The 24,255-nt window shown below is 51.1% G+C and carries 21 protein-coding genes; 6 read left to right on the top strand and 15 right to left on the bottom strand.

Annotated elements, in window-relative coordinates:
• From glnL to glnA, 3 genes are all read right to left on the bottom strand, one after another.
• Complete coding sequence (gene glnL, locus G367_RS0115785) at nucleotides 1-1,083, bottom strand: nitrogen regulation protein NR(II) (RefSeq protein ID WP_020414123.1); 1,083 nt, start codon at nucleotides 1,081-1,083, stop codon at nucleotides 1-3.
• A gap of 331 nt (nucleotides 1,084-1,414) precedes the next feature.
• Nucleotides 1,415-2,065 carry a DUF4124 domain-containing protein gene (locus G367_RS0115780; RefSeq protein WP_020414122.1) on the bottom strand — a complete coding sequence of 217 codons (651 nt, stop codon included), beginning with the start codon at nucleotides 2,063-2,065 and terminating at the stop codon, nucleotides 1,415-1,417.
• Nucleotides 2,066-2,276: 211 nt separating this feature from the next.
• Nucleotides 2,277-3,683, bottom strand: coding sequence for a glutamate--ammonia ligase (gene glnA / locus G367_RS0115775; RefSeq protein WP_020414121.1), 1,407 nt, complete (start codon nucleotides 3,681-3,683; stop codon nucleotides 2,277-2,279).
• A gap of 320 nt (nucleotides 3,684-4,003) precedes the next feature.
• Here glnA and thiI point away from each other — a divergent pair, with 320 nt between their 5' ends.
• From thiI to G367_RS0115760, 3 genes are all read left to right on the top strand, one after another.
• Nucleotides 4,004-5,488, top strand: coding sequence for a tRNA uracil 4-sulfurtransferase ThiI (thiI, locus tag G367_RS0115770; RefSeq protein ID WP_020414120.1), 1,485 nt, complete (start codon nucleotides 4,004-4,006; stop codon nucleotides 5,486-5,488).
• Nucleotides 5,489-5,696: 208 nt separating this feature from the next.
• Nucleotides 5,697-7,505 carry a translational GTPase TypA gene (typA, locus tag G367_RS0115765; RefSeq protein WP_020414119.1) on the top strand — a complete coding sequence of 603 codons (1,809 nt, stop codon included), beginning with the start codon at nucleotides 5,697-5,699 and terminating at the stop codon, nucleotides 7,503-7,505.
• A gap of 545 nt (nucleotides 7,506-8,050) precedes the next feature.
• Entirely contained in the window at nucleotides 8,051-8,230 is a 180-nt protein-coding gene (locus G367_RS0115760; RefSeq protein ID WP_020414118.1) for a hypothetical protein, read from the top strand.
• Nucleotides 8,231-9,011: 781 nt separating this feature from the next.
• Here the strand turns inward: G367_RS0115760 and G367_RS0115755 are convergent.
• Both G367_RS0115755 and G367_RS0115745 read right to left on the bottom strand, forming a co-directional pair.
• Nucleotides 9,012-9,986, bottom strand: coding sequence for a phenylacetaldoxime dehydratase family protein (locus G367_RS0115755; protein WP_020414117.1), 975 nt, complete (start codon nucleotides 9,984-9,986; stop codon nucleotides 9,012-9,014).
• 254 nt (nucleotides 9,987-10,240) lie between these two features.
• Nucleotides 10,241-10,759, bottom strand: coding sequence for a macro domain-containing protein (locus G367_RS0115745; protein WP_020414115.1), 519 nt, complete (start codon nucleotides 10,757-10,759; stop codon nucleotides 10,241-10,243).
• Between the two features lie 169 nt (nucleotides 10,760-10,928).
• Between G367_RS0115745 and G367_RS0115740 the strand changes: the two genes are divergently transcribed.
• Entirely contained in the window at nucleotides 10,929-12,011 is a 1,083-nt protein-coding gene (locus G367_RS0115740) for a GGDEF domain-containing protein (RefSeq protein WP_020414114.1), read from the top strand.
• A gap of 12 nt (nucleotides 12,012-12,023) precedes the next feature.
• Here the strand turns inward: G367_RS0115740 and G367_RS0115735 are convergent, their stop codons facing one another.
• The 9 genes from G367_RS0115735 to G367_RS0115695 form a co-directional block, all read right to left on the bottom strand.
• Nucleotides 12,024-12,791, bottom strand: coding sequence for a VIT1/CCC1 transporter family protein (locus G367_RS0115735; RefSeq protein WP_020414113.1), 768 nt, complete (start codon nucleotides 12,789-12,791; stop codon nucleotides 12,024-12,026).
• 27 nt (nucleotides 12,792-12,818) lie between these two features.
• Nucleotides 12,819-13,586: a hypothetical protein gene (locus tag G367_RS0115730; RefSeq protein ID WP_211214945.1), complete on the bottom strand. Its 768-nt coding sequence runs from the start codon at nucleotides 13,584-13,586 to the stop codon at nucleotides 12,819-12,821.
• Between the two features lie 13 nt (nucleotides 13,587-13,599).
• Nucleotides 13,600-14,181, bottom strand: coding sequence for a hypothetical protein (locus G367_RS0115725; RefSeq protein ID WP_020414111.1), 582 nt, complete (start codon nucleotides 14,179-14,181; stop codon nucleotides 13,600-13,602).
• Between the two features lie 135 nt (nucleotides 14,182-14,316).
• Nucleotides 14,317-16,209, bottom strand: a complete 1,893-nt coding sequence (locus G367_RS0115720) for a DUF885 domain-containing protein (protein WP_020414110.1) — start codon at nucleotides 16,207-16,209, stop codon at nucleotides 14,317-14,319.
• A 144-nt stretch (nucleotides 16,210-16,353) separates the two neighbouring features.
• Nucleotides 16,354-17,220: a mechanosensitive ion channel family protein gene (locus tag G367_RS0115715; protein ID WP_020414109.1), complete on the bottom strand. Its 867-nt coding sequence runs from the start codon at nucleotides 17,218-17,220 to the stop codon at nucleotides 16,354-16,356.
• A 49-nt stretch (nucleotides 17,221-17,269) separates the two neighbouring features.
• Nucleotides 17,270-17,863, bottom strand: a complete 594-nt coding sequence (locus tag G367_RS0115710) for a DNA-3-methyladenine glycosylase I (protein WP_020414108.1) — start codon at nucleotides 17,861-17,863, stop codon at nucleotides 17,270-17,272.
• A gap of 182 nt (nucleotides 17,864-18,045) precedes the next feature.
• Nucleotides 18,046-19,035 carry an SDR family oxidoreductase gene (locus tag G367_RS0115700; RefSeq protein ID WP_020414106.1) on the bottom strand — a complete coding sequence of 330 codons (990 nt, stop codon included), beginning with the start codon at nucleotides 19,033-19,035 and terminating at the stop codon, nucleotides 18,046-18,048.
• Between the two features lie 15 nt (nucleotides 19,036-19,050).
• A complete protein-coding gene (locus G367_RS26185) occupies nucleotides 19,051-19,191 on the bottom strand; it encodes a hypothetical protein (RefSeq protein ID WP_157533562.1) in 141 nt (46 codons plus the stop codon).
• A gap of 72 nt (nucleotides 19,192-19,263) precedes the next feature.
• Nucleotides 19,264-21,375, bottom strand: a complete 2,112-nt coding sequence (locus G367_RS0115695) for a prolyl oligopeptidase family serine peptidase (protein ID WP_020414105.1) — start codon at nucleotides 21,373-21,375, stop codon at nucleotides 19,264-19,266.
• Nucleotides 21,376-21,461: 86 nt separating this feature from the next.
• Between G367_RS0115695 and dtd the strand changes: the two genes are divergently transcribed.
• Both dtd and G367_RS0115685 read left to right on the top strand, forming a co-directional pair.
• Nucleotides 21,462-21,899, top strand: coding sequence for a D-aminoacyl-tRNA deacylase (dtd, locus tag G367_RS0115690; RefSeq protein WP_020414104.1), 438 nt, complete (start codon nucleotides 21,462-21,464; stop codon nucleotides 21,897-21,899).
• A gap of 288 nt (nucleotides 21,900-22,187) precedes the next feature.
• Nucleotides 22,188-22,709, top strand: a complete 522-nt coding sequence (locus G367_RS0115685; RefSeq protein ID WP_020414103.1) for a GNAT family N-acetyltransferase — start codon at nucleotides 22,188-22,190, stop codon at nucleotides 22,707-22,709.
• A gap of 67 nt (nucleotides 22,710-22,776) precedes the next feature.
• On the opposite strand, the gene G367_RS0115680 is transcribed toward G367_RS0115685, so the two are convergent.
• On the bottom strand, nucleotides 22,777-23,772 hold the full coding sequence (locus G367_RS0115680; RefSeq protein WP_020414102.1) for a YncE family protein: 996 nt from the start codon (nucleotides 23,770-23,772) through the stop codon (nucleotides 22,777-22,779).
• Nucleotides 23,773-24,255 lie beyond the last annotated feature (483 nt).

Below are 24,255 nucleotides of genomic sequence, written 5' to 3'. Positions count from 1 at the left end.
CTAGGTTCCTGTATTGGCTAATTCGATAGTCAACGGCAAATAGATCTGGAATACCGTGCGACCGGGACGGCTGTCACACTTAATTAGGCCGCGATGCTGACTGATAATGTTCTGTGATATGGATAGCCCTAAGCCGGAGCCCTCCGCGCGCCCTGATATCATCGGGAAGAAGATCCGCTCACGGATCTCCTCGGGAATACCGGGACCGTTATCTTCAATTTCGATACGGCATACCAGTGGACAATTGCGACGACCAATTGTGAATTGGCGCTGGACCCGTGTGCGCAATACCATCTCCCCACTGGCGAGACCGATACTCTCATTTATCGCTTGCATTGCATTGCGGGCGATGTTCAGCAGTGCCTGGATCAACTGTTCGCGATCCGCTGGTACATCCGGGATAGAGGGGTCGTAATCCCTGCGGATACTCAGTTCACCATCACATTCCACCTCCAGAAGCTGTGCCACTCGCTCCAGGATTTCATGGACATTGGTCTCCGCCAGTTTCACCGGCTGACGCGGTCCCAACAAGCGGTCCACCAAATTGCGCAGGCGGTCCACCTCCTCAATGATGATCTGTGTGTACTCTTCCAGAGAGGCATCTGGTAACTCTCTCTGAAGCAGTTGTGCCGCACCGCGGATACCGCCGAGGGGGTTCTTCACTTCATGTGCCATGCCCCGCACCAGGTTACGCGCAGTTTCCTGGGTACTGAGCAATGCATCTTCACGTGCAATGCGCAGCAGGCGGTCCATAGGTTGCACCTCAAGCAGCAAAACACCTAGCTCTGGCACAGGACTCACCGAGTAATCCACAGTGCGCGTATCCAGGTTGTGCAGACGCCAACGAGCGCGGCGCACCGTATATTTTTCACAACTGACCAGCGCATCACGCATGGCTTTTTGCGCAGCTGCAGATTCTCGCACGACCTCTTCCAGCGGCAATCCGCTGACCCTTGCACTGGATGCCGCCAGCAAATCCTCGGCCGCATTGTTCAAGTAACAGAGTGATAACGTGTCATCCAGCACCATAACGGCTGAAGTGAGACTGTCTAACAGCTGGCGCAGCTGGCGATCATTGAGCATTCAGTGGTTTCCGGTTCTCTGCGGCGGCCGGGGTAGGGTTAGCACCCGGCGCGATAAGCCCTTGTATCTAGCCAGTGCAAAAAGCAAACCAAAATGGCGCACAGGGCTATTCAGGCCCACATTGGTTGCTTCTGATGGGCATTTACAGTGCGCAATCGATAGGATTTGCCTAATCACCCCCAAGAGCATTGGAGCTGCACAGCTCAGCCAGGAGAATGCACCACAATGGTGCGAAGGTCAAAATTTAATCAGCCTGGGGAGGGAAAGGCGGGCTGTGAATTGTTAGCGGAGACCCGCTGACGCCCTTGACGATAGCGGTAATACAAACCAATCAGGGCTGAGACTGGGCCAAACTGGGCCCAAGTGACACTTTGGTTGACTGAGGTGCCCGAAGGATAGAGCTATCCAATTGGGCAACGCTGGGGCGCTGCACATAAACAGTAATGACTTTTGATTGAGCCAGAATGCGCCCACTGGCATCGATAAGTACCGCCTGCACACTGTGACTACCGCGCTCCAGCGCTGAGATATCCAAGCTGGAGCCGGTTGAATTGCCGCGCCAGGGTTGACCATCCACCACCGCATAAAAGCTGGCACCCTTTGGATATGACGGTTGCACATCCACTTGTAGCGGAATAAAACGCTGTCCCGGGGGGATAGTTGCGCCATCCAGGGGGCTCACAATCTGGATTGACATCGGCCCTGCATAGCTCTCTTTGCTGCCGTCATCCTCTACATCATCTTTAGGGGATAGCTTGCGTGAAGGCAGAGGGCGAGGCAGGGTGATAGGCTGGACATTGATTGGGGCCAGCTCTACCTTTTGCGCCTCTCCACTGGCTGGTGGAGTATCACTGAAAGTCACGCGCCCGTCGGGGCCGACAGTCTTGTAGATAGCACCGGAGCTGCTGCCACCATCGGTACCGGCAAAAGCCATCAGGGGGGCGACAAGGAAAAGTGCCTGAAACGATCTCAAAAATCCCATAACGTGATCGACCGCGACGCGGACGCTCCTTTTCTCTTGCCCCAGTCGGGGCCTCAATTGAATGGGGCAACTGCTTCTCAAAGTACCAGATTCGCAGTCGGTAGAATCAACCTCCCCAATAGACAGTTTACCCGCAATAAAAAAGCCCGCACCAGGACGGCGCGGGCTTTTCGCGAACAACTCGGCGGCACCAGTGTGATGCCGTTCGCTATTACACGGAGTAGTACATGTCAAACTCAACCGGGTGAGTAGTCATGTTCAGGCGCTCTACTTCTTCGCGCTTCAATTCAATGTAAGCGTCGATTGCATCATTGGTGAAAACACCACCCTCGGTCAGGAAGTCACGATCCTTATCCAAGGCGTCCAACGCTCCTTCCAAACTGGCAGCTACGGTGGGGTACTCGGCCAGCTCTTCCGGGGGCAGATCGTACAGATCCTTATCGGCGGCATCTCCGGGATGAATCTTGTTCTTGATACCATCTAGACCTGCCATCAGCAAGGCAGCAAACGCCAGGTAAGGGTTGGCAGTCGGATCCGGGAAGCGCGTCTCGATACGCTTGCCTTTAGGCGATGTTACGTAAGGAATACGGATGGAAGCGGAGCGGTTGCGCGCAGAGTAGGCCAGGATAACCGGCGCCTCAAAGCCCGGTACCAGACGCTTATAGGAGTTAGTAGACGCGTTACAAATCGCGTTCAGGGCGCGCGCGTGCTTCACAATACCACCGATGTAGTAGAGAGCAGCCTCAGACAGACCCGCGTAAGCATCGCCGGCAAACTGGTTTACGCCATCCTTGGTGAAGGACTGGTGCACATGCATACCGGAGCCATTATCGCCAACAAGGGGCTTGGGCATAAAGGTTGCGGTCTTGCCGTAGGCGTGCGCTACATTATGTACGGCATACTTAAGAATCTGAACCTCATCCGCTTTCTTGGTCAGAGTGTTGGCTGCAACACCAATCTCACACTGACCGGCAGTGCCTACCTCGTGGTGATGTACTTCCACCTGTAGCCCCATTTGCTCCATAGCGGAACACATTGCGGCACGCACATCGTGAAGGGAATCAACCGGAGGAACGGGGAAATAGCCGCCCTTCACACCAGGACGGTGGCCGATATTGCCCTCACTGAAGTTATGACCGGAGGACCAAGCCGCTTCTTCGGAATTGATTTTGTAAAAGGCGCCGCCCATTTCGGCACCCCAAGTGATATCGTCAAATACGAAGAACTCGGGCTCTGGGCCAAATAGCGCGGTGTCACCCAGACCTGTGGACTTCAGGTATTCCTCGGCGCGCATTGCGATGGAGCGCGGATCGCGCTCGTAGCCCTGACCGGTGACCGGGTCTACGATATTACAGCGAATAATAACGGTGCTCTCATCGGTGAAGGGATCGAGGAAAGCCGTCTCGTCATCCGGCATCAGGATCATGTCGGATTCATTAATGCCCTTCCAGCCGGCGATGGAGGAACCATCAAACATCTTGCCTTCTTCGAAGAACTCTCCGTCAATTTCCGATACGGGGATGGAAACGTGTTGCTCTTTACCCTTGGTATCGGTGAAGCGCAGGTCCACCCATTTTGCTTCACTCTCATTAATCAAACCGAGCGTTTTCGCTGACATTGCTGTCCTCCAGGTCTTGAAAAGTAATTGGTCGCTATGCCTTTGCTGCCGGCATTCACTCTTTACCTGGCGTGAAATAAAGCAAGGAGTGTGCCAAATTAGGGCAACTGCATCGCTGCGGCGGTTGGCGCCGGTGCGGTCGGCAGCTTTGGGCCGACTGGGGCAGGATAAATGCATTGTGGCCGAGCGGCCACAGAAAAGCGCACCATAATGACGCAACTTTACCCCAGTATCGCCCGGTAACGGTGCACAACCAAGTTGCCTCCGGCTAGTTTATAATGCCGCACCTTCTATCAACATGCGGTACCCGACGGATTCCCATGCACTTTGTCGTCAAGTTTTTCCCCGAGATCACCATTAAGAGCAACCCTGTGCGCAAACGTATGTCGCGCCAGCTCAAGGACAACCTACAGCGCCTGCTGCGTCAGCTGGACGACCGTATCCAGGTGCGCAAGGACTGGGAAAAGATCGATGTGATCGCCCCGGACGCTGTAGCACACCTGGGCGACCGAATTGAGGAAGTTCTTTCCCACACCCCCGGTATCGCTAACTTCTCCCGTGTACGCCAGTTTCCACTGGGCGATCTGCACGATATGTATGAAAAGACTTTCTCTGTATGGGGCCCGGCCCTGAAGGGTAAGACTTTTTGTGTGCGGGTAAAACGCACCGGCAAGCACGATTTCCAGTCCCTGGATGTTGAGCAGTATGTGGGCGGTGGCCTCAACAAAAATACCGAAGCGGCTGGAGTGAAGCTGAAGAACCCCGATATCACGGTGAAATTGGAAATTCGCCACGACAAGCTCAATGTGATTGAGGAACAGCACCCCGGTCTCGGCGGCTTCCCCCTGGGAACCCAGGACCCAGTCCTTTCATTGGTATCCGGTGGCTTCGATTCCACCGTGGCCAGCTACCTGACCATGAAGCGTGGTATCCGCACCCACTTCCTGTTCTTCAACCTCGGCGGACGCCAGCACGAGCTGGGCGTTAAGGAGGTCGCCTATTACCTGTGGAATAAATATGGCGCATCCCACCGGGTGCGCTTTGTCACTGTGCCATTCGACGAGGTGGTAGCGGAAATCCTCGAACGCGTCGACGATTCCCATATGGGTGTAATCCTCAAACGCATGATGCTGCGCGCTGCCAGTGTAATCGCCAAGGAACTGGAGGTGGACGCGGTGGTGACTGGTGAAGCTATTGCCCAGGTATCCAGCCAGACCCTGAAAAACCTGGCAGTAATCGATAGCGTCACCGATACCCTGGTGCTGCGCCCACTGATCACCTCCGATAAAACCGACATTATCCGCACCTCTCGGGAGATCGGCACAGAGGAATTTGCCGCGAATATGCCCGAATACTGCGGTGTGATTTCAGTAAAACCCACCACACGCGCAAAAATCGAGAAAGTGGAATCCGAAGAGAACCGCTTTGATTTTACCGTCCTTGATCGTGCTATCAGCAATCGCTCTATTCAAAATATCGATGAAGTGATTGAAGAAGTAGACGGACAGGCACCTGAAGTTGAGATTCGCGAAGAGCCCGGTAATGCGGTGATAATCGATATTCGCCACCCGGATGAAGAGGAAATGGACCCGCTGGAACTTGAGGGCTGTGAAGTACAGACTATCCCCTTCTACCGTCTGAATAACGGCTTCGCTCAACTGGACCAGGAGCGCGAATACCTGCTCTACTGCGCCCGTGGTGTCATGAGCCGCTTGCACGCCTCCCACCTGATGGATGAGGGATACCGCAACGTGGGCGTGTTGCGCCCACAGATCCCCCACAGGCCGGAAAGCATCAAGAAATAATTCCCGGGCGCGGACAGCCCCGCTATCCGCGCTCCCCTCTTACCCCCTCAAGCCGACACTTCCACAGTGGGCGGTGATTTTTTACTCAAAATCACTCCCAATTGTCATGCGCCCCCCCTATAATCGCCGCCTTTGGCCGGAATGCTGCTGTAGAAACCCCGCAGGCCCCCGCCCCGATTTACCAAGATTTAACGCCCAGAGGCCCCCAGTGATAGAGAATCTGCGCAATATTGCGATTATCGCCCACGTAGACCACGGCAAAACCACCCTGGTGGACAAGCTGCTGTCCCAATCCGGCACTCTCGACCGTCGCGATGAAGGCGCCGAGCGGGTTATGGATTCCAACGACCAGGAAAAAGAACGCGGTATTACTATCCTCGCCAAGAACACCGCCATCCGGTGGAATGACTACCGCATCAACATCGTCGATACCCCAGGACACGCCGACTTTGGTGGTGAGGTAGAGCGTGTACTCTCTATGGTGGACTCGGTACTACTGCTGGTTGATGCAGTGGACGGCCCAATGCCACAGACACGCTTCGTAACCCAGAAAGCGTTCGAGCAGGGTCTGAACCCTATTGTCGTCATCAACAAAATTGACCGCCCTGGCGCGCGCCCCGACTGGGTGATGGACCAGGTATTCGACCTGTTCGACAGCCTTGGCGCCACCGATGAGCAGCTGGACTTCCCGGTTGTCTACGCCTCCGCCCTCAACGGTATTGCCGGCCTCGACGATACCGACCTGGCCGACGATATGACGCCGCTGTTCCAGATGATTGTGGACAAGGTAGAGCCGCCCAGGGTAGACCCCAAAGGCGCCTTCCAGATGCAGATTTCGGCCCTGGATTATTCCAGCTACGTGGGCGTTATCGGCGTAGGCCGCATTACCCGCGGCACTCTGACCCCCAACCAACAGATACTGGTACTGGACCGCGACGGCAACTCCCGCAAAGCCAAGGTTCTACAGGTTATGGGCTACCTGGGCCTGGAGCGCACAGAGGTTGAGCAGGCCAGTGCTGGCGACATCGTATGTATCACCGGTGTGGGCGAACTGAATATCTCCGATACCCTGTGCGACCCGGAAACCCCGGAAGCCCTACCCGCCCTGAGCGTGGATGAACCCACCGTGAGTATGACCTTCCAGGTGAATGACTCTCCCTTTGCCGGCCAGGACGGCAAGTTCGTCACCTCACGCAATATCAAGGAACGCCTGGACCAGGAACTGATCCACAATGTAGCCCTGCGCGTGGAACAAGGCGATTCCCCGGACAAATTCCGAGTATCCGGCCGCGGAGAATTGCACCTGTCAGTGCTGATCGAAACTATGCGCCGTGAAGGCTTCGAGCTGGGAGTCTCCCGCCCGGAAGTGGTTCAGAAAGAAGTAGACGGTGAAATCCATGAGCCCTACGAAGAAGTGGTGATCGACGTTGAAGACCAACACCAGGGCCCGATTATGGAAGAGCTGGGACTGCGCAAGGCTGAGCTCACCAATATGGAGCCGGACGGCAAAGGACGTGTGCGCCTGACCTTTATTGTACCTTCACGCGGCATGATCGGTTTCCGCAACCAGTTCCTGACCCTGACCAGCGGCTCGGGCATCATGACCAGTATTTTCGACCACTACGGCCCGGTAAAACAGGGTGAAGTGGCCAAGCGCATCAACGGCGTACTGGTCTCCATGGTCAATGGCAAGACGCTGGCCTACGCCCTGTTTGCCCTGCAGGATCGCGGACGCCTGTTCCTCGGCCACGGCGAAGATATTTACGAAGGCCAGGTTATCGGTATCCACTCTCGCGGCAACGATCTGGTGGTCAACCCCACCAAAGGCAAGCAGCTCACCAATATCCGCGCTGCCGGCACCGATGAAGCCCTGACCCTGACTCCGCCCATTCGCCACACTCTGGAGCAGGCGCTGGAGTTTATCGAAGAGGATGAGCTAGTTGAGGTAACCCCCAACCATATCCGTATACGCAAAAAAATCCTTCAGGAAAACATGCGCAAGCGTGCGAAGAAATAACAGGTATTCTCTTCAGCATAAAAAGGGCCCTGATAGGGCCCTTTTTATTTTTACTCTTGAAGACAAGCCTGCGCTGGAAATTTAAGCAACCTCGAAAAAATTCTTTATTCGGATAGGCAGTGTTTATTGCTATTTATTTTTCACCAGCACTTAAATTTTTACCTGGAAAATTGCCCCTGTGCATAACCCCAATCAATACTATTGTTATTTTTTTGCTCACATCATAAAAATTAATTCTTGAATCATTTTAAGAGCTCACCATATTGCCCTCAATGTCGTAGAAACTGATTTTATCTTGAAATAAGTAGTTTACTTTTTTGCTTCTTCACTTTCCTTGCACAAATTATCGAGAAAAATTATCTAATTTCAGCGCTTGTCCTAGCTTCATTCGGAACTTTTATCCCCCAATTTTTTCCAATTTCCTCAACTATAAAACTCACTTCTAAAATACTTGGTTTCATCATCACCAAGGCTCTTGGGAGGTCATTGTCATATTTCTTCTCTGCAATCTCAGGAACGAATAGGGATATTGGAGGGATGTCGCAATGCTTAAAAAAGTAGTAACGCTTGCCACGGCACTCGCTTTAACCGTCAATATCAATGCTCAGGAGATCAAACGTATTTCGGCCTATTGGGCCAACTGGGAGTATTGGGCCGATTCCTCCATCACCCACGACAATGTGGATTTCTCCAAACTGGCCCATGTGCAATACGCCTTTGCCTAGAATGACGAAGAAGGCACCATCTACTTCACAGATCCCCATGTCTTCTACGGACTGGGGGCCCAGTCTTTCTCCAGCGGTGCAGGCAATGGATGTACCTCATATAGACAAAAACTCCAAGTAAGCCACCCATGAAAGCTTTCGTTACCACAGCTCTCCAACTACGGTATATCAGATATTCACTGTTTTGCAGCGTAATACCTAATCTCCATGCCTTTGTACCTGAAGGATCTAAACATCACATACTCACCTTAATTTGTTTCACATATCAGCAAGTAGTATTTACTTTGCATATCCAATTTAAGTCTAGATATATATCCTCGTCACTCATTTCTATCATATTTTTTACAAAGGCAAGCTCATTAGTAAATTCCAATAATAAAAAATTTTAGAGCTTAAATTGAATATCTGCACTCCGATAGATAGGACTCATTATTCAGCAAGTAAAAATCTGAGAATTTTTATTCTTGCTAAGATTCCATGCACTTTTAATGTGACCAGGGTCAAAATCTATTCCCAGATAAAAACTCGAGACGGCCTCCAAAATCTTAAGGTGACGACAATTGCCACAACCGAACTCAATAAGCGCTGAGCGCTCTTCGACCGACTCTTGCAGGCAACGGTTTTCCTCATCAAGATATTCACGAGGTTTAAGTATTTATACACTTTTTGAGCTATATCATCGATTTTATAGGGATCAATCTTAAGCCTTATAAAAAATCACATTGAGCACACCCCAGTCACCTTCTATCCCAAGCTACTAAATTCAGCGTCAATTATTTTATTACCTTAAAAAACGTCGCAACCCTGTATCGGGATGACAATCCGTGTAAGCGGCCCGCCCCTTACCAGGAGGCACTACGGCTACTTCGTGGCTCAGCAGCAATTGCATTCCAGGAGAAAATCGATTCGCATATTGCTGTGCGGAGGCGTAGATAGCCTTATGAGTGGAGTGATGGTGCACCCAGTTTTCAAGGTCTTTTAAGGAGGCAAACCAGGCAATTGTTTCAGTATCTGGTCTACCCGGTGCCGGCTGCTCATCACTTAACAGTCGAGCACTGAGACAACGCGACTGAACCGGATGTTTATTCAAGTAGTTTATTCCCTGTTCATATTTCTGACGCAGAGATTTTTGGTAGGCATTCCGTTCTTCAGGGCTGGCAGCAGAATAGCCCTGTACCGTGCGAATCATACATAAATTACCGGGCAGGAATATTTCCTTGTCCGATCGCTCTGCGGCAGGTAGCAACTGTAAGCTTTGTAATTGGCCTGGAAGCCCACTATTTTCTGCAGCGCTTATTCGATCCCGCATCGCACCCCAGTAGGCATGATCATGCTGATCACAAGTATCAAAGTGGCGAAAGATCCCCCAGTCAGCTTCAGGTGTAGAGGCAGAAACCTCGAAATGAGTACGTGGAGCCGTCAATGCCTCATACCATGACCCCGATTTGCCCCGAACTACCCCCTGCAAATCAGTAAAACCTTCCCTCAACCAAGTCATCATGGACTCTTCACAGGACCAGTAGGCAATCGCAATATCGTTATACGCACCCCAAGCATCAATGTGACCTGCCCGCTCATAGTGCATTAGGTCTCGGGTATTGGACAGAGATTCAGTCAATAGCTGAAATAGTGAATCGTCCCGATGGCCACCAACAAACTGTAAGGCAACTTGGCACTGTACATATCGGGAAGTCGGCGGAAGATTCAGTTCCCAGGCTGGATATGGAGGCACAAAATTTTTTGGACGATTTTTCAAACTGACAGATCCCTTTCACAATTTCTCTGTGAATGAAAAATCCCTGTGGATGAGCTTTCCTACTGTCATATTCCAGATTCGTTTTATCAGTAAGAGAAATATGCCCTCCCCAGGCGACATTTCAATACCTTTACTTACAACCATAAAAGCGATGAAAAGTATACTTAGGAGCTGAGGCCTCTTTCATCGTTTTCAGCGAATACTCTAGCTACCTGCTTACTGGCACCATCGTACATTAATAATGTTTGATTAATTCACACGGTGAAGAAACGCCGCTCAACCCGTTTCCACTCTCCGAGGGCAGCGGGAGAGTGCAGGCAAACAGTAAGTTGATCAAACTGACTGGAATATTCATTAAGAACTTCCAGGGCTTCATGCGCGGCAATTGCATGGGGAAAGCGGTTGGTGCCGGCACCCAATGCCGGAAAGAGAATATATTTTAAACCTTTTTTCCCCGCCAAGCTCAATACACTTTCATAACAGTAGCGGAGCTGCTTAATCGCTTGAGCCCCCCATTGATCACCACTGCTCCACTGTGGAGTAACAGTGTGAAGCAAATAATCTACCGGCATATGGAAAGCATCGGTGATACGCGCCTCCCCCACTGTACATTCCGGTTGTTTTTTACACTGCAGCTCGAGATCTTTACCTCCCAGAGCAAAAACCTGGGCAGAGAGCCCTCGACCGCAAATAAGATGTTTATGTGCAGGACACACAAGTGCATCCCCGCGCAATGTCAGAATATCGCCCCAAGTCAGAATAATTTGTGTCACAGTTTCTCAGTTCTAAAGTTTGGTTTACAGATACTGTAGCTTGCTACTTTGGTCGGTGAACGAATCCTCCTATACTCAGCGCTGCTTCACTCCCCGATGAATATAGTGACGCTACCTGGCGCTTTATCGCCAGCAGAAAGCCTCAGCCTGAAGAGCAATCGAGATAATTATGATTCCAGGGTATAACCAACATAATCCCGCACTGGTCTCACCAGTGGAGGAATTGGAACGTATAGATTTGCGTCGTCGTATCATGGCATCTTCCTATATGCTGATATTTGCCATGGCAGTAACGGGAGCCATGGCAGTCATTGCACTGACAGCAGCCGATATCCTTCAGGCCATCACCCTCTCTGCAGCGGCAGTAGTAATCCTGTTTTCCTATGTGACAATCAATGTAATGGGTCCCAGTGAGAAGACGCCTCTCCTGGTAGGTATCCTGTTGTTAGTGCTCTATTTTTATTTGCTGTTATCCGGCGGAGTAAATAATACCGGTTTGATGTGGGCGGTAATGCTGGTACCTGGCTTTATCAATCTATACGGTTACAAGACCGGTACCGCCGCACTCATCGCCATTGGCATAGTTACAGCCACTGTCCTTTTCTACCCAGATTTTCCAGGCCTTACCGCCAAATATGATACCGCCTACCGCGCGCGCTTTATCGCCGTTTTTGGTGCTCTCACGGCACTGACAGCACTACTCGACAGCAGTCGCCATCACACCCAACAATTGCTGGAAAAATTAACCGGAGAGCTGGAGAAAAACGCCTCCACCGATACCCTAACCGGCCTCGCCAATCGCCGTGAGGCCTATCGTGCTATCCACGATATGGAGCGCCGTAACAAGGAGTTGCGTGACCGGTATGTGATCCTGATTGGCGATCTGGACAACTTTAAAGCGATTAACGATACCCATGGACATGCTTTTGGCGATCGTATTTTACAGGATGTAGCCAAGATCCTTCGGGACAATACTCGTACAGAGGATATTGTGGCACGCTGGGGGGGTGAGGAGTTCCTGCTGCTGCTACCCAATACCGACGTACGTGGTGGCAGCGTATTGGCGGAAAAATTGCGGCGAAAGGTAGAGGCCCTTAGCCGTCGCTATGTACAGTCAGTGAAAGTCTCTATCAGCTTCGGCCTGGTTGAAGGCAGCAGTACTGGCAGCCCTCACAACCAATTACTGGCTGAAGCCGATAAACGCATGTATCGAGCCAAGAACAGTGGCCGCAACCGGGTAGTGGCCGCCTGAGAACGATACCTCTCAGCTGATGATATCTCGCAGGAAAAAACCGACTGCCAGGGCTAGCAGGGCCGCACCCCCACCAAACACCAGTGTCTTGGCGCCCGCTGCCAGTACCCGCTGTGAGAACACCAGCCCCTTACAAAGGCCTATGGCAAAAAAAGTGCAAGCAGCCAAAGCGGCACTGCTATAGAACTGCTCAGAGGTTTCCAGCGGACGGATAAGATAGGGAAGTAACGGGACTGCGCCCACACCAATAAAGGCCAGAAAGGTCACTATCGCAGAGCCAAGGGGCCTTCGTGCCGAGCGACTAATGCCGTACTCTTCCGCCAACATGGTATCAATCCACAGCTGGCGATTGGCAGTGATAGTTGCGACAACCTCATCCAACACCTGCCCTTGGAAGCCCTTGCGCTGAAAAATCTGGCGGATCTCCTCTCGCTCTCCCTCCGGCACCAAATCAATATGTTGGCGTTCCGTGCGGGCAGCCGCCGCTGCCTGATCCCGCTCTACACTCACTGCCTCGTAGTTACTAACCGCCATACTAAATCCATCAGCGATCAGATTGGCAAAGCCCATTACCAACACCACCGACTCAGTGAATCCAGCACCAAAAGCGCCTGCAACTATCGCAAAGGTGGTAACACAACCATCGATAGCCCCGAGGACAAAATCCGACACTCTCTGGGACCTGGGCTCCTTACCCAGGCGGGCGTGAATTCGCTCGGGGCGGTGTTCTTCGAGCAGTGCGCGACGGGATTGTTTAGATTTCTCCTCCCTGCCTTTCATACTCGTAGCGCCTCCCTACCAATTGCTTTATTTCACGATAAAACTACTCCTATCGACACCGGTATTCCCGGTCCTTGCATCATAGGCGTAAACCAATATTTCGTAGACGCCGGGTAAATCGGTGGCAAAAGGCGCACTGAAGGTATTCATGGTGTCCTGGATTTTCAGCGGAACCGTAGCGAATTTCCGACCATCCCTCTTTACCAGGGCAGTAACCTCTATCTTGCTACCATCCCACAGACCACCATCCGTAAGGGAGCAGCCGCACATCATCACTACATTAGCGCGTATTTCGAATGGGCTCTTATCCAGGCCGGTGTAGAGGTGAGTCTGTGGACTGAGCAAGTCCACTACCATACCCGGTATCTCCACGACCAAGCCTTCACCACTGATAGGTTTGCCTGGCACAAGCCAAGTCTGTGTTTGTGCTACCACACGAGCCTGCTTCTTAATGTAAGGGGCCAGCACTTCTACAGTAAGAAATACCGGTTCACTGATATCCAGCGCAGCAGTAAAATGCGCAGCTCCCCCGGCGATAGGAGCATAACGTTCGCGTGGTGTCTTCATGATCTTGCCGGTATCACCGGTACTGCCCTGGGTAAGCCCCTTGGCCAGGATTTCTCCGGTATCCGCCTCACGGATAATCACCATAGCCCCCCCGATTGAGGAGCCAATAAATTTGGCATCTTTGGCCTTGGCTCGCACAGTAATTTCAGTTGAGGTCACTTCAGCCCACAGATTAGTGGTAAAAAACTGCACTACTAAGGCACACACTAAAATAACGATTCTTCTCACCTCTAAACTCCTTTTATTCGCCACTGATGACAATGTAAGCTCCAAAAACCACTATGGCCCACAATAAGGCCCCTACTCCTAACCACAAAAAATTCAACGGCGTTAGTTTTGCATTTACTTTGCCCGAGATATCACCACTGAGAGTATTTGCTGCCTTCTGTCCCTCAAAGAGAGGCCAAACCGTCAGAGGCAATAACGCCGGACTAAAAATATCAATCAAAGAGAATTCATCAGAAAGATACGAAATTCTATCGATAATTGAGCCCAGAATCGCAAGAACTATATAAATCGCAGCCATCAGTTTAGGGCGCCATTTATATTCTATTTCTGCCTCTTCTAAGTGGCTCTGTATTTTAATAAAAAGTGAATGGGTAAAAAATATTGAAAAAATCGCACGCATAACAGGCCATAAGCTTTCACCACTTGCGCGCTTGTATTCCCTCCATTGTCGATAAAACCAGTAGACAGAATACAGCCCCATAGTGCCAAGGTTCATCACCCAAAATTTAGCGCTGGACACTACGTAGAAATCAAATTCCTCCGTGAACTCTGTATGTAATTCAGCCTCTGGTGCGCTGTAAATATTTGTATCCATTAAAAACTCCCCAAACCCCAAACCCCAAACGAAGGAAAACTAAGGTTTACCCCCTTCCATTAGTAAACGATTATCAGATGAGAACACACAAAAAAGCCGGGCATAGCCCGGCTTTTTTGCTGCTAGCAGTATCTATTAAGCGCGCTTAACTGACTCCACCCAGGCAGCTACACGGCTTTCCAGAACCGGTACCGGTAAGGCGCCGCCACTCAGAACGGTATCGTGGAAACCGCGGATATCGAACTTATCGCCCAATTGCTCTTCAGCCTGCTTACGCAACTCCTGGATCTTCAACATACCAATTTTGTAAGCGGTAGCCTGGCCTGGCCATACCAGATAGCGACGCACTTCAGAGCGTACAGCTGTTTCGGGTATTGCGGAGTTTTCCAGGAAATACTCTACAGCTTGCTCTTCGCTCCAGCCCTTGGCGTGCATACCGGTATCCACTACCAGTCGGATAGCGCGCCACATCTCGGCGGTCAGGTGGCCAAACAGGTTGTAGGGGTCCTCGAAAGCACCCATTTCCTTGGCCAACTTCTCTGAGTAAAGCGCCCAGCCCTCTACGTATACAGTAAAGTGCGCCTGGGTGCGGAACTGTGGGATACCCTCAAGCTCTTGGGCGATGGAAATCTGCATGTGATGGCCGGGGTTGCCCTCATGGTATGCCACCGTCTCCATATCGGTGGTAGAGTAGGCACTCATATCGGAAAGGTGCGCATAGTAGATGCCCGGACGTGAGCCGTCTGGAGTGCCCGGGTAATAGTGCTGGGCACCACCATCCTGCTCTCGGAAGGATTCCACCCGCTTAACCACCAGCTCGGCCTTAGGCAGCAAGCCGAAGTATTCCGGCAGTTTCTTGGTGATATTGTCGAGAAAAGCCGTGGAGTCATCCAGGTAACCCTGGCGGCCTTCGTCGGTATTAGGGTAGTAAAACTGACCATCTTCACGGATAAAGGTGAAGAATTCCTGCAGGTTGCCCTCGAAGCCCACCTGCTTCTTGATGGTCTCCATCTCGCTGCGGATGCGCGCTACTTCCTTGAGGCCAATACTGTGGATTTCATCGGCGGTCAGGCTGGTAGTGGTGGTATTTGCCAGACGCTGGTTGTAGTAGGCCATACCGTTCGGCAGGCTGCTGGCACCCTGGGGCTCCGCGGAAGCCTTCTGCACATCTTTCTTCAACCAGGCGATCAGATTTTCATAAGCGGGCAGGAACTCACTTTCCAAAGCCTTGCGAGCATTGTCCGTCAGCTTATCAGCCTGCTTCTGGTCAATCTTACCGGCTTCGAGCAACTCAGCAATCTTGCCCTTGGCACCGGCCCACAGGGGGGCGTCCTCACCATCGGAGAAGGGGGCACCGTCGATCAGCTTGCTGGACTGCTCTATCGCACCCTCGTAAGCGAAGCGCGGCGGACGGATACCCTCTTTAGAGGACTGTTCTGCGCGCTCACGTAACTGGTTGATAGCGCGGGAAATGCCGCCGATACGGGCGATATACGCCTGCATGTCCTCAATATTGTCCACCTTGTGGAAGTTCAGCAGGAAGTTTGGCAGTTGGGACTGTACGCCGCCCATCTGTTCAAAAATATAACCGTGGCGCTTAAAGGGCTCGGCGGCTTTGGCCTGCTCGAACTGGTAGATCCAGATATCGTAGGAAGTTTTCCCCTCCTGGCTGAGCTTTTCGTAGTCAAAATTCTTCTTGAGTTCCGCAACGGCCTTTTCCTTCCAGGCCAGCTGGCGCGCCTCGGCGGCTTCGCTCATATCGTCGATCTGGTCGTACTGCTCCTTGCGGCCGAGATAGGATAACTGCATGGGACTGAACTGCAGCTGCTCTTCATAGCGCGCATCCAGCCACTCCGTCAGGCGCTTGGTCTCAGCCACCGCATCAACGGCTACAGGGGCTTCGGCAACGGCACTTTGAGCTTTGTCGGCATTCGCTCCTGCCTGAGCGGCCTTATCGCCCTGACAGCCCGCGAGGATAGCGACAGCCATCAGGCTGGGGATCAAAGGGTTGTTCAGCTTAATCGGCATTTTCCTATCTCGGTCAAAAGTTGTACAAAAAAACGCCGCTAACTTTGACACGAAATCTTTGAACTGTCGATTCAGGCTCTTTCAAACGCCATATCTGTGCGTTGAGCCGTGGGAGAAGAGGTTATTTCACCCCAGTAAAAGGCGTTATCCAGGTCCCGTGTTAGCGCCCCGCGAATTCGCGGGACGACTCTTGCTCCTGGACACATCCTCTCGCAGTATTCGCAGCTCTCTCTGGGGAAAGGGAATTGTTAATCCAGCCTCTTCCAGCGCCGGCTTAAGGCGCTCCATCAGCTCCCAGTAAACACTCCAGTACTGGTCAGTTCCAGTCCAGGCTCGCAACTGCAGGTCCACAGAACTATCGGCCAATGCACGCACCATATAACTGGGTTCCGGTTTAGCGAGAATTCGAGGCTCCTGCTCTACCAGCTTACGCAACACTTCCAAACCCGCCTCTATATCATCCCCATAAGCGATACTCGCCACTATCTCAATACGGCGGGTCTTGTTATGGCTGAAGTTAGTAAGTACCCGCCCCCAGATCACGCTGTTGGGCACACTGACATGCAGGCCGTCTGGGGTATCCAGCTCGGTAGTGAAGAAGCCTACCTCACGCACGGTTCCCAGAGTCTGCTCGAATTGAATGACATCACCCACACGGAATGGACGGAGCCCCAACAGGATAAATCCTGCGGCAATATTCTGAAGGGTATCTTTTAGCGCAAATCCCACTGCCAACCCAGTGGCGCCGAGCAGGGCGATTAGGCTGGTGGTGTTGATACCAAAGATATCCAGTACCACCAGCGCTCCAACAATATAAATCGCCCAGGTGGTGATATTTCGCAACACCGGCACCAGGGTGGCATCGAGGCGACTGGGGAGGCGCTCAATGGCACGGCGGACCAAGTGCACCGCAACCAGAGTCAACGCAATCACCAATAAAGCGGCCCCCAGGCGCAGAAGGCCGGTGATCGCCAGGGGCCAGTATTCTGTAACCAGATTATCCGGATTCATGGGCGCCTTCCTGGTGAGCGTGGCGCACTCACCCCCTGCTGTTATCCCCCTACAAAAGCCCCGCACCCTCCGCCTCGTTTACACAGCGTTGGTGGGCGGGGCAGGATTGCAGGTGATCGTTCACCATTCCTGTTGCCTGCATATGGGCATACATAATGGTAGAGCCTACGAAACTGAAACCGGCTTTTTTTAGCGCTTTGCTCATAGCATCAGATTCTACCGTACTGGCAGGTACCTGCTTGAGGGAGGCCGGACGATTCACTATGACGCGGCCATCAGTAAATTGCCACAGGAACTCCGATAGGGATTGCCCCTTTTCTCGCAAAGCCAGGGTGGCGCGAGCATTTTTTACTGCGGACTCCACTTTCAGGCGGTTGCGAATAATGCCCGGATCCAGTAGTAACTTTTCCACTTTTTTGGGTGTATAGCGCGCGATTTTTCCCACATCGAAATCATCAAACAAGCGGCGGTAATTTTCCCTTTTATTCAAAACTGTAATCCAGGAAAGTCCGGCCTGGGCACCTTCCAACAATAGGAATTCGAACAGGGTTTTATCATCTGTAACCGGGCGCCCCCACTCCTCGTCATGGTATTGCTGATACAATGGCGTTGACAGACACCAACCGCAGCGCTTCTCCTCCATTATCGACTCCTAAAAAATTGCCATTAATACAAAAAAACCAAAAATCGGGAGATAAATCATTGGATACTGGCGTTTGGTAGATACAGAGGTGGGGCGCTAATGGGCGCCCGAGAAAAAGTAATACTGAATTAATTGCAGAACCAGTAATAAGGCGACCAAAATAAAAATAATATTACCGCGATTCACTTTGACTCCAATAAATTTTGCTGTACTAACCAATCACGACATTCGCATAACATAGTATCCAATGCCACCTGTGATTGATAATCGAGTTCGCGTTCTGCCTTGGAGCTGCTGGCTACAACCCGGCGTGTAACCAGGGTAGCCTTTTCCGGGGTAATGACCGGCTCATTGCCGCTCACTCGCGACCAGAGATCAGAAAACCAGGCAATAGACTGAATAACAAAGGCGGGAGTAGTACGCTTGGGCACAGGCTTGTGTAACAACTCGGCTATTTTTCCGAAAAATTCCAGGAAGCTCGCGTCAGTACCAGCGAGAATATAATTTTCTCCGCAGCGACCCTTTTCCACTGCATTAATATGTGCCCGCGCTACAGCGCCAGCATGGCAAAAAGAACCCCAACCAGGAGGCACTCCCGGTAACTGGTTTTTATCTATCAGAAAAAAAGTCTGAGCCCAACTGGAAGTATCGTATTTACCCACAATTGCACAGGGATTGAGAAATACCGCATCAAGCCCCTGATCAATTTCCTTGCGTACGGCAATTTCCTCTCGCTTCTTGGTATATAAGTAATGATGACGAGGATCATCGGCCAGTTTTGCACTCTCCTCCGTGATCTTATCTTTGTGGTAGCCGTAGGCAGAAATAGAGCTGGTGACTACCATACGCCCTACATTTTTTTCCCTAGCCACTTTAGCAATATTTGCTGAACCCTCGACATTGTCTCTCCATTGCTGGACATTGCCACCGCGCCACATACTGGTGTTAGCAGCCATATGGAACAGAGCATCGACACTGTCCGGGATAGCCGAGCGAAGAGAGTCGAGGTCTTCCAACGAGGCCTCTACCAATTCCGCCCCCATAGAGCGCAACATATCCGTATTTGAGGTTCGCCGGTGCATGGCGGTCACCCGCCAGCCATCGTCAACCAGCTGCTCCACCAGATTGGCACCGAGGAAGCCACTGCCCCCGGTTACAAACGCATGTTTCATAAATCCACCGGATGATTAGTTATCGTTATTCATACCCAGTGATGTTCTCTGCCGAAACCGCCACCCTCCGGAAGGGCAAACCGGCTGGCGGTACCGCTGCTCCGGCAGAGCGGGCCGCACACCCAATCCTTCAGTGATACGACCCCAGAAATTCATCCAACTTTTCTTTAATACCGGGAGCCTCAATAAATGGCCTCGGTATCGTTTATGTCGGATTAATTGGAAAGATTACTCGATTTTCATACCGAGCTGGTAGGCGAGGAAGCTCCACTGATTAGCAAAGTCTTCCACCTGCATCCATATCGGTTTGCCTGCGCCGTGCCCCGCCCGGGTCTCCACCGCGAGCCATACAGGTTTATTACAGCCCTGGTCCCTCTGCAGGGCGGCAGCAAACTTGTAGCTATGCCAGGGCACCACTCGATCATCGCGATCGGCAGTGGTAATCAAAGTGGCTGGATAGCAGGTACCCCTGCGGGTATTGTGCACTGGAGAGTAAGCGTGCAACGCTTTAAATTCCTCACGATTTTCACTCAAGCCATAGTCGCTTGACCACTGACGCGCATTGGCGGAAGCCGTATGATAGCGCAGCATATCGAGTACACCCACCACAGGTAATGCCGCAGCAAACAGGTCTGGGCGCTGCACTAGAGTCGCACCCGCAAGCAGTCCACCGTTGGAGCGGCCACTGATACCCAGTTTCTCTGGAGAGGTAACTTTTTCCTCAATCAGCCACTCAGCTGCGGCAATAAAGTCATCGAATACATTTTGCTTTTGGGTTTTGGTGCCCGCTTGATGCCAGGCATTGCCGTACTCACTACCACCGCGCAAGTTGGCCAGTGCCAGGGTACCGCCCATATCCAGCCAGCCCACAAAGCGATTGTAGAAGCGTGGCAACTGAGCGGAGTTGAAACCACCATAACCATACAGCAGCGTAGGGTTGGAGCCATCGCGTTTCATGCCCTTCTTATGCACCAGGAATAAAGGTACGCGGGTGCCGTCTTTGCTTTTATAGAAATGCTGGCTCACGGTTAAGCCAGAGAAATCTGTCGCGTATTTCGGCCGCTTGAACAACTTGGTTTCACCAGTCTGCACATTCAGGTGGTAAATGCTCGGCGGGGTTATAAAATTGGAGAAGGAATAAAAGGTCTCCACTTCATCCGGCTCGCCGTAAAAGCCCTTCACGGAACCCACACCGGGTAGCTTCAGCTCGTACTGTTTCTTGCCGTTGGTATCGGTCACCAATACCCGCGACTTGGCGTCTTCCAGGTAATGAAGTACGAAGCGATCGCCGATATAGCTGGCACTCTGCAGGGCACTGTTTGTTTCCGGCACCAGGTCACGCCAGTTCTTGCGTTGCGGCCTATTCAGGTCGATAGCGATCACACGCCCCAGTGGTGCTCCCGCGCTGGTCTCAAAAAAGAAAGTGCTCCCCTTATTGCCAAGATACTGGTACAGACCATCCCAGTCATCCAGCAGCTTGACGACCTTGCCACTTTTATCGCGCAAGTCGCGATAGTAGAAGCCGTTGGAGTCATAGCCATCGAAGATACCGAATAACAGGTAGTTCCCATCGTCACTTACCGCTGCTCCAGGGTTGCGGGTGGGATGATCCGTAATTTGGTATATCAACTGGTCTTGCTTCTGAGCATCCCCCAGGCGGTGAAAATAGACTGCTACCTGCTTGCTATCATCTGCAGTGCCATCCTTGTTGAACGGGTAGCGGCTATAGTAAAAACCAGACTCATCCGGAGCCCAACTGGTATCACTAAACTTGATACCGGTCAGCTGCTCCCCCAAGTCCTTGCCTGTCTCAAGATCGCGAATACGATAGTCGGTCCAGTCAGTCCCACCATCAGAGATACCGTAAGCCAGGTATCGGCCCTTTGGACTGACTTTGAGGCGTTTGGCTGCAATAGTGCCATCCTCGCTCAGGCTGCGCGGGTCCAGCATTGGCTTGCCGTCCTGGGCAAGCTCTGGGGTGCGGTAGAAAATATTCTGGTCCCAGTCACCGTTGTTATAGTCGTAATAGTAACTGTCACCTTTCTTATAGGGCACGCCATATCGCTCATAGCGCCACAGTTCCGTAAGGCGGTCATTGATCTTCTGCCAACCAGGTAAATCCTTCAGACGCGGCAGAGCATGCTCATTTTGGGCCTTAACCCACTCTTTAACCTCTTTGTTGGACATGTCCTCCATCCAACGATAGGGGTCTGCCACCTCGACACCGAAGTATTCATCCACATGTTCGACGGCTTTACTCTTTGGGTAATTGTCTGCCGCCTGCACACTAGCCGCTGTGGTCAAGGCTCCAGCCAGGAGCGCTATTAACTGTTTCCTCATACCGTATTCTCGGTTTCTCTACGTTAGCCAGTCCGCTAATCTAGGCCATTTACTCACAAGGTTCCATAGAGACAAAGAGTTCTGAGATGAAAGGATTGATCCAGCGGGTTAGCCACGCCCGTGTAAATGTGGCTGGAAAGTCAGTGGGAGCTATCGACAATGGATTGCTGCTTCTGTTGGGCATAGAGGAAAAAGATGGTCATGAGAGCGCGGACAAATTACTGAATAAGGTACTGAATTACCGAGTTTTTTCTGATGAAAATGGACGTATGAACCTGAATGTCCAGCAGGCCGGTGGTGGTTTACTGGTTGTCAGTCAATTTACCCTGGTGGCCGAAACTGACCGCGGCTTGCGTCCCAGCTTCAGCCGAGGCGCCAGCCCCCAGCAAGCCAAGGCTCTGTATGATTACTTCGTCAAACGCGCAAAGTCCCAGTTTTCTCCTGTAGCCAGCGGTGTTTTCGCCGCAGATATGCAGGTTTCCCTGCTGAATGACGGCCCGGTTACTTTTATGCTGGAAATATAATTTGCAGCATCACCACTGGGTTTCCGGCAATTACCAGCCTGTAAATTATCGATTACCTAATTGATTCCAGGGCTGTAGTGGAACTTGCTTTAATTCACATTTAGGGAAAAGATTAAATCTCTTATCATTACGGTGGTATAAATCATAACCTGGGGAGAAATTTTCGTATGCTTTTGAAGAGAATGCGTATTCTCTTTATCATCGCGCCTGACAGCAGGGCCTGGGTGAATTTACCTAACCGCTTATCAAAGTAGGTAAATTCAGCTTATTTAGTTAAAGTTGGTAACTATGCAAATCTCTGTAACAAAAAATATTCTCCTCAAACCCCTCACAGATGGAGATGCGCAGGAAATCCATTTACTTATTGAACAAAATCGTTCCCTGTTGGCGAAATATCTCTACTGGGTAGAGTCAATAAAGGATCTATCCAGCACCAGGGAATATCTTCGTCAACGTATTTACAGTAATAATACCGGAGCTGCCTGGTATAAAATTATCGTTGAAGGAAAAATTTCAGGCATTTTTGGTATTAAAGAGGTAAACCCCCAAAAGCAATACGCCGAAATCGGATACTGGCTCTCCGCCCACTGCCAGGGCCGAGGCGTTATGACGAGAGTAGTAGAAAAAATATGTGCGCATCTAAAAAATAGTCAGGGTATTCAGCAGCTGGGTATTCAGTGCCTCTCTGAAAATAAAGCGAGCATCGCCATAGCTAAGCGGGCTGGCGGGATCCACACTGATACAGTTGCCAACTATTATACTATTGATGGCAAAGTCCAAGATCTCAAAATCTATACTGTAGCCCTTTAGGCAACACTTAAGGGGAGAGCTCTAAGACAGCAGGCCCAGAACAAACTAAGTATTTGCGCCGCTAGTCTTATTGCGACTTGGTCTTTACCGGGCTCCACTCCAAACCATCCGCTCCCTGCCCGGCCCTGAATATCCTTCCAACAGACCAATCCTCAGTGTCTATCTCTACTACCTTGCCATCTCTTTGAGATCCCGCAAATAGGAATTTCCCATCTGGAGAAAATAGTAGAGAAGCGGGCTCACGGGCACCTACAGCACCCACGTCAATTGCCTTGATCTCTTTCCGTGTCGCAGCATCATAGATCAGTATCCTATGTCCCTGTAGGTCAGCCACAGCGACTAACTTCCCATCCGGATTAAAGCGGATCCGAATAGGTAAGTAGCCTACATCCAAGGTCTCCTTCCTCTTGAGGCTACCAGTGTCGTAGATAAAAATATTTTCCGACTGATTGTTTCCTATCCATAACTCCTTACCATCGGGGCTGACCCAAACTGCCTCTGGTCCCTCACCGGCAGGAAGAGTGGTTTTCAGGTTCATTGACTCTGTATCGATAACACTAAAAGTATCAGAGCCGCGACTGGTGACATAAGCGGTTTTGCTATCCGGTGATAGAGCCAATAAATGGCTGCCTATCTGATCTGTTGAAACAGATCCAATTACTTTTCCCGATGAAATATCAACTTTAATAACATCATTGGTTTCTTCTGTTGTGACAATCACATTGTTACTTTCGCCCAACCAGGCAATACCATGGGGACCCATATGCGGGCTTATCTTGATGACACTAATGCGCCTGCCTGTTGCCACATCAAAAACATTTAATTCCTCACCTACATAGCCGTCTTCAAGATAGGAAACCACTACTGCCTTGCTCTTATCGGGAGAAAGAATCATTTCATGAGGTGCGCCCCCCGTTTCCCGCCGTTTTATTTCCTGGCCATTCTCTAGGTCTATAAAGCTGACTGTACCTTCATATTTATTGCCTACAATCAGCGTACTTGCATTAGAGGCTCCAACCCCTGCAAACAGACTAGCCAGCAAACAAGCGAATACTATTTTCATCAAGAGACCTCAAACTTTAACGAGCCCAGAACTCGGCAAACCAAAATTATCCGCTTCGAAGAACTATAAATATGATTATCTTGAACAAGGACACAAACGAGTCTCTAGTGGCGTCAACTTCCTTTAAGGATAGGCGTTAACTTCAGTATCAAATAAAGACAAACTCTAGAACTATTCTTCATAAAAAATCTTACCAACAGAATCCATGGATAGACCTGTGCATAACTCCGGGATATCCACTTTCAGGCCTCTGTTTCCATAGGGGGTCTTTTAATGGGTAAAAAAACACCACTGATTCTGGGGTGATTTCCACAGGTCGGCCGTTATTAACAGAATGGCTGGATAGACTTGTGTATAACTGTGGTATATCCGCTGCCAGCCTTACAGTTGTGTGACATTGCGCGAGCGCACAAAAAATCACCGGCTTTTTCGTTGGTATTTTTGTGTCACTTTTATCCCTGTCAGGCCCTTTTTTACAGCGGA

Origin of the sequence: Microbulbifer variabilis ATCC 700307, from assembly GCF_000380565.1 — a bacterium.
GTDB lineage: Bacteria > Pseudomonadota > Gammaproteobacteria > Pseudomonadales > Cellvibrionaceae > Microbulbifer > Microbulbifer variabilis.
This window is presented reverse-complemented; position numbering and strand designations above follow the sequence as displayed.

Bases quoted from the DNA above. Each gene is read 5' to 3' on its own strand.
- glnL (WP_020414123.1), bottom strand. From the start codon at position 1,083: ATGCTCAATGATCGCCAGCTGCGCCAGCTGTTAGACAGTCTCACTTCA.
- G367_RS0115780 (WP_020414122.1), bottom strand. From the start codon at position 2,065: ATGGGATTTTTGAGATCGTTTCAGGCACTTTTCCTTGTCGCCCCCCTG.
- glnA (WP_020414121.1), bottom strand. From the start codon at position 3,683: ATGTCAGCGAAAACGCTCGGTTTGATTAATGAGAGTGAAGCAAAATGG.
- thiI (WP_020414120.1), top strand. From the start codon at position 4,004: ATGCACTTTGTCGTCAAGTTTTTCCCCGAGATCACCATTAAGAGCAAC.
- G367_RS0115760 (WP_020414118.1), top strand. From the start codon at position 8,051: ATGCTTAAAAAAGTAGTAACGCTTGCCACGGCACTCGCTTTAACCGTC.
- G367_RS0115740 (WP_020414114.1), top strand. From the start codon at position 10,929: ATGATTCCAGGGTATAACCAACATAATCCCGCACTGGTCTCACCAGTG.
- G367_RS0115735 (WP_020414113.1), bottom strand. From the start codon at position 12,791: ATGAAAGGCAGGGAGGAGAAATCTAAACAATCCCGTCGCGCACTGCTC.
- G367_RS0115725 (WP_020414111.1), bottom strand. From the start codon at position 14,181: ATGGATACAAATATTTACAGCGCACCAGAGGCTGAATTACATACAGAG.
- G367_RS0115720 (WP_020414110.1), bottom strand. From the start codon at position 16,209: ATGCCGATTAAGCTGAACAACCCTTTGATCCCCAGCCTGATGGCTGTC.
- G367_RS0115715 (WP_020414109.1), bottom strand. From the start codon at position 17,220: ATGAATCCGGATAATCTGGTTACAGAATACTGGCCCCTGGCGATCACC.
- G367_RS0115710 (WP_020414108.1), bottom strand. From the start codon at position 17,863: ATGGAGGAGAAGCGCTGCGGTTGGTGTCTGTCAACGCCATTGTATCAG.
- G367_RS0115700 (WP_020414106.1), bottom strand. From the start codon at position 19,035: ATGAAACATGCGTTTGTAACCGGGGGCAGTGGCTTCCTCGGTGCCAAT.
- G367_RS26185 (WP_157533562.1), bottom strand. From the start codon at position 19,191: ATGAATTTCTGGGGTCGTATCACTGAAGGATTGGGTGTGCGGCCCGCT.
- G367_RS0115695 (WP_020414105.1), bottom strand. From the start codon at position 21,375: ATGAGGAAACAGTTAATAGCGCTCCTGGCTGGAGCCTTGACCACAGCG.
- dtd (WP_020414104.1), top strand. From the start codon at position 21,462: ATGAAAGGATTGATCCAGCGGGTTAGCCACGCCCGTGTAAATGTGGCT.
- G367_RS0115685 (WP_020414103.1), top strand. From the start codon at position 22,188: ATGCAAATCTCTGTAACAAAAAATATTCTCCTCAAACCCCTCACAGAT.
- G367_RS0115680 (WP_020414102.1), bottom strand. From the start codon at position 23,772: ATGAAAATAGTATTCGCTTGTTTGCTGGCTAGTCTGTTTGCAGGGGTT.